This is a genomic window from Qipengyuania gaetbuli, assembly GCF_009827315.1.
Lineage (GTDB): Bacteria > Pseudomonadota > Alphaproteobacteria > Sphingomonadales > Sphingomonadaceae > Qipengyuania > Qipengyuania gaetbuli.
On sequence record NZ_WTYF01000004.1, the window covers coordinates 1,614,302 to 1,626,640 of the forward strand.

Annotated in this window: 13 protein-coding genes; 6 read left to right on the forward strand and 7 right to left on the reverse strand. The window is 65.2% G+C overall.

The window, feature by feature from the left end:
* Positions 1–24 precede the first annotated feature (24 nt).
* The 3 genes from GRI42_RS10405 (at position 25) to GRI42_RS10415 (ending at position 2,874) form a co-directional block, all read left to right on the forward strand.
* Positions 25–522, forward strand: a complete 498-nt coding sequence (locus GRI42_RS10405; RefSeq protein WP_160608426.1) for a hypothetical protein — start codon at positions 25–27, stop codon at positions 520–522.
* 65 nt (positions 523–587) lie between these two features.
* A complete protein-coding gene (guaA, locus tag GRI42_RS10410) occupies positions 588–2,162 on the forward strand; it encodes a glutamine-hydrolyzing GMP synthase (RefSeq protein WP_160608427.1) in 1,575 nt (524 codons plus the stop codon).
* A 1-nt stretch (position 2,163) separates the two neighbouring features.
* Positions 2,164–2,874: an endonuclease III domain-containing protein gene (locus GRI42_RS10415; protein WP_160608428.1), complete on the forward strand. Its 711-nt coding sequence runs from the start codon at positions 2,164–2,166 to the stop codon at positions 2,872–2,874.
* Positions 2,875–2,877: 3 nt separating this feature from the next.
* Here GRI42_RS10415 and GRI42_RS10420 read toward each other — a convergent pair whose 3' ends face one another.
* From GRI42_RS10420 to GRI42_RS10430, 3 genes are all read right to left on the reverse strand, one after another.
* The gene (locus GRI42_RS10420; protein WP_160608429.1) at positions 2,878–3,297 is read right to left on the reverse strand and encodes a hypothetical protein; all 420 of its coding nucleotides are present in this window, start codon (positions 3,295–3,297) and stop codon (positions 2,878–2,880) included.
* Positions 3,298–3,372: 75 nt separating this feature from the next.
* Positions 3,373–4,797: a metalloprotease TldD gene (tldD, locus tag GRI42_RS10425; protein ID WP_160608430.1), complete on the reverse strand. Its 1,425-nt coding sequence runs from the start codon at positions 4,795–4,797 to the stop codon at positions 3,373–3,375.
* 42 nt (positions 4,798–4,839) lie between these two features.
* Positions 4,840–5,100, reverse strand: coding sequence for a zinc-finger domain-containing protein (locus GRI42_RS10430; RefSeq protein ID WP_090476750.1), 261 nt, complete (start codon positions 5,098–5,100; stop codon positions 4,840–4,842).
* Between the two features lie 55 nt (positions 5,101–5,155).
* Between GRI42_RS10430 and GRI42_RS10435 the strand changes: the two genes are divergently transcribed.
* Positions 5,156–6,094, forward strand: a complete 939-nt coding sequence (locus GRI42_RS10435; RefSeq protein ID WP_160608431.1) for an ABC transporter ATP-binding protein — start codon at positions 5,156–5,158, stop codon at positions 6,092–6,094.
* Positions 6,095–6,097: 3 nt separating this feature from the next.
* Here the strand turns inward: GRI42_RS10435 and GRI42_RS10440 are convergent, their stop codons facing one another.
* Positions 6,098–6,286, reverse strand: a complete 189-nt coding sequence (locus GRI42_RS10440; protein WP_160608432.1) for a hypothetical protein — start codon at positions 6,284–6,286, stop codon at positions 6,098–6,100.
* A 134-nt stretch (positions 6,287–6,420) separates the two neighbouring features.
* On the opposite strand from GRI42_RS10440, the gene nadB reads away from it, so the two are divergent.
* On the forward strand, positions 6,421–7,998 hold the full coding sequence (gene nadB / locus GRI42_RS10445) for an L-aspartate oxidase (RefSeq protein ID WP_160608433.1): 1,578 nt from the start codon (positions 6,421–6,423) through the stop codon (positions 7,996–7,998).
* 7 nt (positions 7,999–8,005) lie between these two features.
* Here the strand turns inward: nadB and GRI42_RS10450 are convergent, their stop codons facing one another.
* Positions 8,006–8,371 (reverse strand): PilZ domain-containing protein, encoded by a 366-nt coding sequence (locus tag GRI42_RS10450; RefSeq protein WP_160608434.1) that lies wholly within the window; start codon positions 8,369–8,371, stop codon positions 8,006–8,008.
* 174 nt (positions 8,372–8,545) lie between these two features.
* Between GRI42_RS10450 and GRI42_RS10455 the strand changes: the two genes are divergently transcribed.
* Positions 8,546–9,439: an alpha/beta fold hydrolase gene (locus GRI42_RS10455; protein WP_325065325.1), complete on the forward strand. Its 894-nt coding sequence runs from the start codon at positions 8,546–8,548 to the stop codon at positions 9,437–9,439.
* A gap of 25 nt (positions 9,440–9,464) precedes the next feature.
* Here the strand turns inward: GRI42_RS10455 and GRI42_RS10460 are convergent, their stop codons facing one another.
* Positions 9,465–10,850, reverse strand: a complete 1,386-nt coding sequence (locus GRI42_RS10460; RefSeq protein ID WP_160608436.1) for an L-serine ammonia-lyase — start codon at positions 10,848–10,850, stop codon at positions 9,465–9,467.
* Between the two features lie 48 nt (positions 10,851–10,898).
* Complete coding sequence (locus GRI42_RS10465; protein ID WP_160609181.1) at positions 10,899–12,326, reverse strand: M20/M25/M40 family metallo-hydrolase; 1,428 nt, start codon at positions 12,324–12,326, stop codon at positions 10,899–10,901.
* Between the last annotated feature and the right edge of the window lie 13 nt (positions 12,327–12,339).

Genomic DNA, 12,339 nt, shown 5'->3' on the forward strand with positions numbered 1-12,339 from the left:
ACCAGCAGGAGAGAGGACCAGACGATGAGCAAGGACATCTCGATCGACGTGACAATCAGCAACGTGAGGAAACGCACCGGACAACCCTATACCGACCAGTACGAGTGCGATTTCCACTTCGCCTCGACTTCCAGCGAAGTGACGGACAATGGCGACGTCGACCTGTCCTGTGTCACGCAAGGCGCCAAGCTGACCTTCAATCTCAAGACCACCAGTTTCGTGATGAACAACCAGTCCTACCAGTGTGCCTTTCCGGCAAACGTGAACGAGGCCTTCTGGATTGCGCGGCAGGGCGGACCGCCTCCGGGCAAGGGCAACGCACCGCCGATGGCGGGCGGGGGCAAGCTGGACAACCAGTTCGCCGTCGGAAACGATTCCAATTCGACCAAGGCCATCCTCCAGGACGACAATGACGACGGGAATAGCTGGAAGTATTGCCTGGTGATGGAATTCACCCTGGGCAAGGCGTCCAAGGACATCATCATCGACCCTGTCATCATCAATCGGAAGCCGGATCTGTAAATTCGACTGCAGGCAAGGGCGGGCGCGCTGGACTTGCGCGCGCGTCCTGCCTAACCGCTTGCGCCATGGACGACGCGCACCTTCCCGATTCCATCCTTATCGTCGATTTCGGCAGCCAGGTTACCCAGCTCATCGCACGCCGCGTGCGCGAAGCGGGTGTCTATTCCGAGATCGCGCCCTTCACGCAGGCCGAAGAGGCATTCCACCGGCTGAAGCCCAAGGGCATCATCCTGTCGGGCTCTCCCGCCGGCGTACCCGAAGAGGGCAGCCCCCGCGCGCCCGAGATGCTGTTTGAAGCAGGCATCCCGATCCTCGGCATCTGCTACGGCCAGCAGGTCATGAGCCACCAATTGGGCGGCGAAGTTCGTCCGGGCCATGAAACGGGCGAAGGCGGCGAATTCGGCCGCGCCTATCTCACCGTCACCAAGGACTGCGCCCTGTTCGACGGGTTGTGGCAGGTCGGCGAGCGCCACCAGGTCTGGATGAGCCATGGCGACAAGGTCACCAAGTTCGCCCCCGGCTTCGAGATCGTCGCCATTTCCGACGGCGCGCCCTTCGCAGTGATCGCCGACGAGGAACGCAAGTTCTACGGCACGCAATTCCACCCCGAGGTCGTCCATACGCCCGACGGCGGCAGGCTGATCGCGAACTTCGTGCGCCATGTCTGCGGCCTTGCGGGCGACTGGACCATGGCCGCCTATCGCGAGACCAAGGTGCGCGAAATCCGCGAGCAGGTCGGCGACGGCAAGGTCATTTGCGGCCTGTCGGGCGGTGTCGACAGCTCGGTCGCGGCAATCCTCATCCACGAGGCGATCGGCGAACAGCTGACCTGCGTCTTCGTCGACCATGGCCTGCTGCGCCTGAACGAGCGCGAACAGGTCGAGACCATGTTCCGCGACCATTACAACATCCCGCTGGTCGTCGTGGACGCCGAAGAGATGTTCATGGAAGGCCTTGTCGGGGTCACCGACCCCGAAGCCAAGCGCAAGTTCATCGGCAAGACCTTCATCGACGTGTTCGAGGCAGAGGCCAAGAAGGTCGGCGGTGCGGACTTCCTCGCGCAGGGCACGCTCTACCCCGACGTCATCGAAAGCGTCAGCTTCACCGGCGGACCGAGCGTGACGATCAAGAGCCACCACAATGTCGGCGGCCTGCCCGAACGCATGAACATGAAGCTGGTCGAGCCGCTTCGCGAATTGTTCAAGGACGAAGTGCGCGAACTGGGCCGCGAGCTGGGCCTGCCCGACATGTTCGTCGGCCGCCATCCCTTCCCCGGACCGGGCCTCGCGATCCGCATCCCGGGCGAGGTCACCAAGGAACGCTGCGATATCCTGCGCAAGGCCGACGCGATCTACCTCGACGAGATCCGCAAGGCGGGCCTCTACGACGCGATCTGGCAGGCTTTCGCCGTGCTGCTGCCGGTCAAGACCGTGGGCGTGATGGGCGACTATCGCACCTATGACAGCGTCTGCGGCCTGCGCGCGGTGACATCGACCGACGGCATGACCGCCGATGTCTATCCCTTCGACGCCGCCTTCCTGACAGGCTGTGCCACGCGCATCGTCAACGAGGTGCAGGGCATCAACCGCGTGGTCTACGACTACACGTCAAAGCCCCCCGGCACGATCGAGTGGGAGTGACTTGCAGCTAGATCTCGGACCGGACCCCCGTACCGAGACGCTGCGCCGGTTGCAGGCGCTGCTGGTCCAGCGGTTCGGACGGATCGAGCGCGCGGCAGCCGAATGGCGCAAGCCCGAATGGGTGCTGGTCCAGGGCGTGATCGGCGCGCGCACCAAGTCCGAAGTGTCGAACATAGCGACGGACCGGCTGCTGGGGCGATACGGTTCGTGGGAGGCAGTGGCCGATGCGCCGCTCGATGAACTGCAGGCCAAACTGGCAACGCAGACCTATCCCAACATTGCGGCAGAGCGGCTCAAGGCGAGCCTGACCGCGCTCGTGGCCCTGCGGGGAGCCGTGGACCTCTCGCACCTCGCCGAGATGGATACGGGCGCCGCGATGCGCTGGCTGGAACAGCTGCCCGGCATCGGTCGCAAGATTGCGGCGGGAGTCATGAACGCCTCCACGCTGGACCGCCGCGCGATCGTGCTCGACGGGCATCACACCCGTATCCTCCAGCGGATGGGCCTCGTGCCGGCCAAGGCAACGACCGACCGAGCTTTCGATGCGATCATGCCCGCGATGCCGGACGAATGGAGCGCCGCCGATTACGACGAGCACCACCTGCTGATGAAGAAGCTGGGGCAGACCTGGTGCCGCCCCGCCTCGGTTGAATGCGGAACCTGCCCCGCGCTCGCTTTGTGCGAGACAGGAACCAAGCGTTCTAGACGCTGAGCGTCAGCCTTCGCCTTCCTTGTCGGCAAGGCGGTAGGGAACGAAATCATCGAGGAAGATGAAGCCGGTGTACATGTCCGAGAAGCGGTCGCGCGTGGTGATCTGGTCGCTGCGGCACAGCTGCGAACCGCTGAACTTCCGGATCACCATGTAGTCGCTGTCGTCGATCGCGTCGGGGGTCTTGGTGTAGTTCACCCAGATCGTGTTGCCCGACTTGTAGACCAGCGCGGTCTCGTCGATCCGCGTCAGCGGACGCGAACCGATCATCGTGATGCAGCTTTCCGGCTTACCCGCAACGCGGCCTTCGAGCATCTTGGCGAGCTTGGCCTCGCCCTTGGTCATCTCGGCCTGTTCTTCGGCGTGAGCGACGGGGGCGGCCAGCAGGCCGAGGGCGGCGGAAGCAAGAGCAAGGCGTCTGATCATCGCGAGTCTCCTTGAAGGATATAACCTTGTATCATGGCCTAAATGAACCGGCGATGAGTCGAGCCCTGGCAGCGCTCAGCCGGTGCCGCCTACCGTGATCCCGTCGATCAGCAGGCTGGGCTGGCCGACGCCGGCAGGCACGCTCTGCCCGCCCTTGCCGCACATGCCTACGCCTTGGTCGAGCGCCATGTCGTTGCCGATGCCCTTCACGCGCGTCAGCACGCTGGGCCCGTCGCCGATCAGCGTCGCGCCCTTGATCGGGGCGACGACCTTGCCCTTCTCGACCTTGTAGGCTTCCGTGCAGGCGAAGACGAACTTCCCGCTGGTGATGTCGACTTGGCCGCCGCCGAAGCTGGTGGCATAGATGCCGTCTTCCACCCGGCTCAGCAGTTCTTCAGGATCGTCCTGCCCGCCCTGCATGAAGGTATTGGTCATGCGCACCATCGGCGCGTGCTGGTAGCTTTCGCGGCGACCGTTGCCGGTCGGCTCGGCGCCCATCAGCCGCGCATTGAGGCGGTCTTGCATGTAGCCCTTCAGGATGCCGTCCTCGATCAGCACCGTTTCGCGCGTGGGCGTGCCCTCGTCGTCGATGGTGAGCGAGCCGCGCCGGTCGGCGAGCGAACCGTCATCGATTACCGTCACGCCGGGCGAGGCCACGCGTTCGCCGATGCGGCCCGAAAACGCGCTGGTGCCCTTGCGGTTGAAATCGCCTTCAAGCCCGTGGCCGACTGCCTCGTGCAGCAGCACGCCGCACCAGCCGGGGCCGAGCAGGACGGTCTTCTCGCCCGCCGGGGCGGCAATGCTTTCGAGGTTCACCAGCGCCTGGCGCACTGCCTCGTCGATGGCGTACATCCACGCGCCCTCGTCGAACAGGCGGTCGTAGAGATGGCGTCCGCCGAAGCCGTAAGAGCCCGTTTCGCGCCGCCCGTTCTGTTCGGCGACGACCGAAACGTTGAGCCGCACCAGCGGGCGGATGTCGCGCGCGACATGGCCGTCGGGACGCACGATCTCGACCACGCTCCAGCTGGCGGCGAGGCTGGCGGACACCTGCGCCACGCGAGGATCCTTCGCGCGGGCGACCGAGTCGATCTTTTCCAGCAGCGCGACCTTTTCGGCAAAGGGCACGAGGTCGAGCGGGCAGGCATCGGTGTAGAGGTGGCGGTTGGTCCGCTCGGGCGGGGCAGCCAGCGGATTCTTCGTCGCATCGAGCAGCTTGAGCGTCTCGCCCGCGCGCGCGATCGCCGCCGCGCTGATCTCGTTGGCATGGGCAAAGCCGGTCATCTCGCCCGACACGCCGCGCAGGCCGAACCCCGAATCGCGGCTGTAGTCGGCCGTCTTGAGCCGCCCGTCGTCGAAGCCGAAGGCCTCGGACGCGATGAACTGGAGATACAGCTCCCCGTCATCGCAGGACGAGAGCAGCTGGCGCGTCAGGCGCTGCGCGTCTGCCGGGTCCAGTTTCGTGCCGTATAGGAGTGCGTGGGGGTCGTTGGCTTGCGTCATGCCAGCCAATGTAGGGACCTCGCGCGCGATAAGCGAGTGGGCTTACCGGTGGCCCGGATCGCCGCCTTCGGAAATGTCCATCAGGGTGGACTGGTCAACCCCGTCCGCCGGACCGCCTTCGAGGACGAAGCGGCGGTCGCAATAGCCGCAGTCGACATAGCCATGCTCGTCGATCTCGAGGTAGACCTTGGGATGGCCGAGCGCGATCGGCTTGTAATTTTCACCGCTGCGGATGTCGGTTGCACCGTCGCACCACACGCGGCGCGTGGTGACCTTGGACACTTCGGGAGGAGGCAGGCTCATGAGAGGGGCCGATAATAGGTTTGACGGAGGCGCTCAAGAGCCTAGGTCACGCTGCATGACCACGCCTTCTGCGATCCGCATCGACAACCTCGTCAAGGAATATGCCCCGCCCGGTCCCGGAGAGCCGCCCAAGCTGGCGCTGAAGGGCGTCAGTTTCGACGTGCCGCAGGGCGGCGTCTTCGGCCTGCTCGGCCCCAATGGCGCGGGCAAGTCAACGCTGATCAACATCCTTGCAGGCCTTGTCCGCAAGACTTCCGGAAGCGCGGAAATCTGGGGTTTCGACATCGACGACAACCCCCGCAATGCCAAGCGGTCGATCGGAATCGTGCCGCAGGAAATCGTCTTCGATCCCTTCTTCACGCCGTTCGAGGTGCTGGAAAACCAGGGTGGCTTCTACGGCATCGGCAAGAAGGACCGGCGCAGCGAGGAACTCCTTGCCGCCGTCCACCTTGCCGACAAGCGCGATGCCTATGCCCGCACGCTATCGGGCGGGATGAAGCGCCGCCTGCTCATCGCCAAGGCCATGGTCCATTCTCCGCCGATTCTCGTGCTCGACGAGCCGACCGCGGGCGTCGACGTCGAACTGCGCCGCCAGCTGTGGGAACTGGTGCAGGAACTGAACGACGAAGGCGTCACCGTGGTCCTGACCACGCACTACCTCGAGGAGGCGGAGCAACTGTGCGACCGCATCGCCATCATCAACCACGGCGAACTCATCGCCAACAAGCCGACCCGCGAGCTGGTCGGCATGGCACGCGAAAAGATCGTCTCCGTCACGGTAGACAAGGATCTCGGCGGGCCGATCATGGAAGAAGCCTTCCTTCGCGCCGACGTGGTCGAGCCGCGCCGGCTCGACATCACCTACGACCGCGACAAGGCGAGCGCGGGCCAGGTGCTCGCGCTCGTCCAGTCGCATGGCTACGGTATCGAGGACGTGACCACCCGCGAGGCGGACCTCGAGGATGTCTTCGTCCAGCTTACCGGTTCGGGCTGATCCTCAGACGAAGTTGCGCGGGCCGAGCCCTGCGTCCTTCACCCGGATCACGCCCCAGACGTGCGGTTCGATTTCTTCCATCGGTGTCTTGCAGCATTTGCATTTGCCGACATGCATGCCGCCCGACTTGCGCATGTTGGCATGATCGACGGCGTGGCGCCCGAAGGCGCAGGCAAGCAGACCCATTTTCATTTTTTTGCGACCCTCCAAAGTCCCGGGACCCCTGTTAACGCTCGCATACCGCGCAAATCCGCGGTGTTAAGCGGGGAATCGGCGAGGCGTTCTGTGCTTGCCGCATGGCGATTGCATGGGCATGACACGGCCCCATGAAACACGACGTCCTCGTCATCGGATCAGGGGCAGCAGGCCTCACCGCCGCGCTCGAAATCGCCCAGCACAAGAAGGTGCTGGTGCTTGCGAAAGGCAAGCTGACCAGCGGCTCGACCGCTTGGGCACAGGGCGGCATCGCGGCCGTGCTTGATGCAGGCGACACGTTCGAAAACCACATCCACGACACGATGGTAGCAGGCGCCGGCCTCAACGATCTCGAGACGGTCGAATTCGTCATCGAACGCGCCCCTGCGGCGATCGACCGATTGTGCGAACTGGGCGTGCCGTTCAACCGCGAAGAGGGCGACCTCCACCTCACCCGCGAAGGAGGCCACTCGCACCGCCGCATCGTCCATGTGAACGATGCGACCGGCTGGGCGGTACAGGCCGCCCTGCTCAAGGCGGCGGAGGAAAATCCGAATATCACGCTGCTGCCCAACCAGAGCTGCATCGACCTCATCACAGGCCGCAACCAGAAGGACTATTCGGGATCCGGCCGCGTCTGGGGCGCCTATGCGCTGGACGAGGAGAGCGGCAAGGTCGTCGCCCATCTTGCGAAGGCGACCGTGCTGGCCGCAGGCGGGGCAGGCCGCGTCTACCTGTTCTCGACCGCACCGCGCGGCGCGACCGGAGACGGCATCGCGATGGCGTGGCGGGCCGGTGCGCGCGTCTCCAACATGGAGATGATGCAGTTCCACCCGACCTGCCTCTACAATCTCGAGGTCAAGAACTTCCTCATCACGGAGGCCGTGCGCGGAGAGGGCGGACGCCTGTTCAACCCGGTGACGGGCGAACGATACATGGAGAAATACGACGCGGAGCGCATGGAGCTTGCCCCGCGCGACATCGTGGCGCGCGCGAACGACGACCAGATCAAGCGTTACGGCCTAGACTATGTCCATCTCGACATCAGCCACCAGCCGCCCGAATTCGTGAAGGAGCATTTCCCCACGATCCACGAGAAGCTGCTCGGCCTCGGCATCGACATGACGAAGCAGCCGATCCCGGTCGTCCCCGCCCAGCATTACACCTGCGGCGGGGTGAAAGTGGACCTCGATGCGCGCACCGACCTGCCCGGCCTGTGGGCGGCGGGCGAATGTACCGAGAGCGGGCTGCACGGCGCGAACCGCCTCGCATCGAACTCGCTGCTCGAATGCTTCGTCTTCGGCGAGGCGGCGGCAAAGGACATCCTGCGCTGCTGGGACCAGCTCGACGAACCGCCGGAAATCCTGCCGTGGGACGAAAGCCGCGTGACCGATTCCGACGAAGAAGTGGTCATCAAACAGAACTGGACCGAAATCCGACGCTTCATGTGGAACTATGTCGGTATCGTGCGCACAACCAAGCGCCTCGAACGCGCCGCGCACCGCATCCGCCTGCTGCGCGAGGAGGTGGAGGATTATTACGGCCACTTCCGCGTGACCACGGACCTCATCGAACTGCGCAACCTGCTCGAATGCGCAGGGCTCATCGTCAGCAGCGCCCTCAAGCGGCACGAGAGCCGCGGGCTGCATTTCATTCTCGATTATCCGGAAACGGACCCCGTCGCGCGCGACACGGTGCTGGTGCCCTAGACAGTCCTTAAAGGCTGCTGCTGGCCCTTGCGCCCAGGGGCGGCAGGCGGCGGCCGAAGCGGTCGAAATCCGCATCGTCGGTCACGGTGATGCCGTCGGCGAAACGGAAATAGTCGAGCGTCGCCATGCTGATGGGAACGGCGAACTTTACACCGGCAAGACTGTCCTCGATCCAGCAGACGGTGCCGGTAGCCGTCATGCCGGCCGGAAGCTGCAGTTCGACCTCGTCCCCGCGAGAGATGCCTTCGCCCAGGCCGCGCAGGCGGCAACCAGCGAGCGACAGATCCAGGATCTGCGCTTCACCGCGACATTCGGCCGACGAATATTCGACTGTGGAAGACGCTTCGTAGCGCTCTGCGCCCCGCCGTTCCATCCAAGCACCCCCCCGAAATTCGCGTAAATACATAGCAAATTGCCGGATTTCGTCTTGTAAGTTTACGACACCCCATTCCCCGGCCTTCCGGCGCACCTTTCCAGCGATAGACAAGCGGGCCGGAATGCGGTCATGTGCAGCAACAGGATTGCACTAGCGAAGGAGAGCGCAGGCGTGCCCATCACCAAGGCCAACGGGATCGACATCCATTACGAAGAGCATGGCAACAGCAATGATCCCGCCATGCTGCTCATCATGGGCTTCGGCGCACAGCTGACCCTGTGGCCGGACGAACTGGTCGAGGCGCTTGCAGGGCACGGTTACCGCGTCATCCGCTACGACAATCGCGACATCGGCCTCAGCCACAAGTTCGACGGCGTGAAGGCGCCCGGCCTCGTCAAGATGACGCTGATGGGCAAGCTCGGCCTTACTCCGCGCGTCCCCTATACGCTGGCCGACATGGCGGCCGACGGCGTGGGCCTGCTCGACGCGCTGGAAATCGAGCGCGCGCACATCGTCGGGGCCAGCATGGGCGGCATGATCGCCCAGCACGTCGCGCACAAGTATCCCGACCGCTGCCTCAGCTTCACGCAGGTCTTCTCCACCACCGGCCATGCCAAGCTGCCGCCGGCGCGCAAGGAAGCGCTGCAGGCGCTGGTAACGCGGCCCAAGAGCACCGAGGAAGAAGCGCTGGTCGCGCACGGCATCATGCTGGCGCGCACCATCGGCTCGCCCGGCTATCCTTCGCCCGAGGAACGGCTGCGCGAACGCACGCTCGCCAGCGTCAGGCGCAGCTTCTACCCCGAAGGCCCGACCCGGCACCTGTCCGCCATCGTTGCCGACGGCGACCGCAGCACGATGCTGCGCGACGTGCGCGTGCCGACGCTGGTGCTCCACGGCGAGGACGATCCCCTGGTCCCGTGCGAAGGTGGGCGCCACACGGCGGAATGCATTCCCGACGCGAAACTGAAGACGATCCCGGGCTGGGGCCATGACCTCCCGCTCGACCTCATCGACGAACTCGCCGCCGAGATCGCCGGTCACGCACGCGAAAGCGTCGCCGCCTAGCCTGCAGAACCGCCCAGCGCGGCGGTCAGCATTCGATGACGTTCACGGCCAGCCCGCCCTGGCTGGTTTCCTTGTACTTGCTCGACATGTCGATGCCGGTCTGACGCATCGTCTCGATCACCTGATCGAGGCTGACGCAGCTTTCCGCGCCGGTCCGGTGTAGCGCGAGGCGCGCGGCGTTCACCGCCTTCACCGCGCCGATGGCATTGCGCTCGATACAGGGGACCTGCACCAGACCGCCTACGGGATCGCAGGTCAGGCCGAGATTGTGTTCCATCCCGATTTCCGCCGCGCTCGCGACCTGCGCGGGCGATGCGCCCCACAGCGCGGCAAGGCCACCCGCTGCCATGGAGCAAGCGACGCCCACCTCGCCCTGGCAGCCCATTTCCGCGCCCGAAATACTGGCGCGCTGCTTGTAGAGCAGGCCGATGGCCCCTGCGGTCAGCAGGAAGGTCCGGCGGCTGTCGCGGCAAGGGCTCTCGTCAGAGGTCACGCAGTAGAAGCGGATGACCGCGGGGATGATCCCTGCCGCGCCATTGGTCGGCGCGGTGACGACGCGGCCGCCTGCCGCATTTTCCTCGTTCACCGCCATGGCGAAGCAGTTGAGCCAGTCGAACAATTGCTCGCGCTCGTTGGACTGGGGATTGGCCGACAGCTTGTCCCACAGGTCCGGTGCGCGGCGTTCGACCTTGAGCCCGCCGGGCAGGATGCCGCGCTGGGCAAGGCCGCGGTCGATGCACTGGTCCATCGCCTGGGCAATCAGGTCGATGCCCGCCAGCGTCTTCTCGCGCGGACGGAAGGCATCCTCGTTGGCCAGCACCAGCTCGGCGACCGAGAGGCCTTCCTGATCGCAGCGGGCCAGCAATTCCTCTGCCGAGCCGAAATCGTGTGGCACGCTGGTGCCGGTTTCCACGCGGTCGTTGCGGGGCTTGCGCTTGAGCTGCGCTTCGGACGCGACGAAACCCCCGCCGGTCGAATAATAGGTCCGCTCCAGCAAGGCCGCGCCCGCAGCATCGCGCGCCACCAGCTTCATGCCGTTGGGATGGAGGTCGGGAATGATGTGACCGGCGAGATCGATATCCTTTGCCGGATCGAAGGCGATGGCGTGCCTGCCGCCCAGCATGAGGCGCATCTCGGCGCGGATCTGCGCCAACGTCGCCGCCGCTTCGTCCGGACAGGTCCGATCGGGCACGAAACCGGCAAGGCCGAGCACGCTCGCATCGACAGTGCCGTGCCCGACTCCCGTCAGCGCCAGCGAGCCCTGGAGTTCGACCGCGATCCGCGCGACGTCCTCGAGTTTTCCGCGCTTGGCCAGCGCGCGCACGAAGAGCGCACCGATCCGCATCGGACCCACGGTGTGCGAAGAGGACGGACCGATGCCGATCCGGAAAATATCGAGCACAGAAAGCATAGTCGCGCCCTGCGCTGCCGCTGCCGTAGCGTCAAGCGGCGATGCCGGTCAGTCCGGATTCGCCAGCGCCTTGACGAGGTCGAACAGGAAATCGCGCCCGACATAGAGCGAGCGCACGCTGATGCGCTCGTTCAGCCCGTGAACCCCGTTGCCGTCCGGATCGCCCCATCCACCGGGCACGCCGTAGCTCGGGATGCCGGTCGCGGTCAGGAAGGTGGAATCGGTGTAACCGTTGGACATAACCGGTACGAGCGGGACGCCCGGGAAATACCGTTCGACCAGTTCGCGCGAGGGCCCGAGGATGCGCTCGTCCATCGGCGGCTGCGGCGGGGCGGGCCGGCGCGGTTCGAGGATGGTTATCTTCATTCCTTCCTCGCCAGCGATCCGCGCCAGTTCCTCGCCGACCGCCTCGATCGTGTTGCCGGGGAAGATGCGGCAGTTGACGTTCGCCAGCGCCCGCTGCGCCAGCGCATTGCGGGCGTGGCCGGCGTCCAGCATGGTCGCAACGCAGGTCGTGCGCAGGTTCGAATGGAGGAAGGGGTCGGCATTGACCACGGCTTCCGCCTCGGCATTGGTCGGGTCGTTGGCCAAAGCCACCATGGCATCGCCGATCGCATCCCCGCGTCCGGCACCCGCGAGGCGGAAATAGGTCCGGTTGGTCTCGTTGAATTCGAGCGGGAAGCGGTGCTCGCCGATCCTCACCAGCGCATGGGCCAGCTGGGTGATGGCATTGTCCGGCCGCGGGACCGAGCTGTGGCCGCCCGGATTGGCGAATTCGAGGACGTAATTGGCGAAGATCTTCTCGCCCACTTGGATGGTCTGCTCGACGACATTGCCGTTTTCGTCCGCCGTGCCGCCGCCGCCTTCGTTGATGGCGAATTCGGCGTCGATCAGCTCGCGCCGGTTGTTCACCAGCCATTCCACGCCGTTGAAGGCACCGTTGGTTTCCTCGCCGCAGGTCAGCGCGATCTTGACCGTGCGCTGCGGCTTGTAGCCCGTTTTCTGGAAACGGATCAGTGTATCGACCAGCGTGGCTGCCATCGCCTTGTCGTCGGACACGCCGCGCGCATAGAGGTAGCCGTCCTCCTCGAACAGGGTGAAGGGATCACGCTGCCAATCTTCGCGCTTGGCCTCGACCACGTCGATATGGGCAATGGCGAGCAGCGGCTTGAGCGTATCCGAGGTGCCCGGATAAACTGCCACAAGCCCGCCTTCGCGCGGCGCCTCGGCCGTAGCGAACAGGGTCAGCCGGTCTTCGGGAAAGCCTGCCTTGCGCAGCCGATCGGCCATGCGCTCCGCTGCCAGCGTGCAGCTGCCGTTGCTGAGCGAGGTGTCGGTTTCGACCAGCTCTTCGAACAGGTCGCGGAATTCCTTCTGGTCGGGCCGCAGCCCGCCTGCTTCCTGCGCCTCTGCGGGCATGGGCGCCGCCAGTACCGCAAGACCCGCGCCAACCCCTGCAAGGACCATCCCGCGCATCGTCATTCTCCCC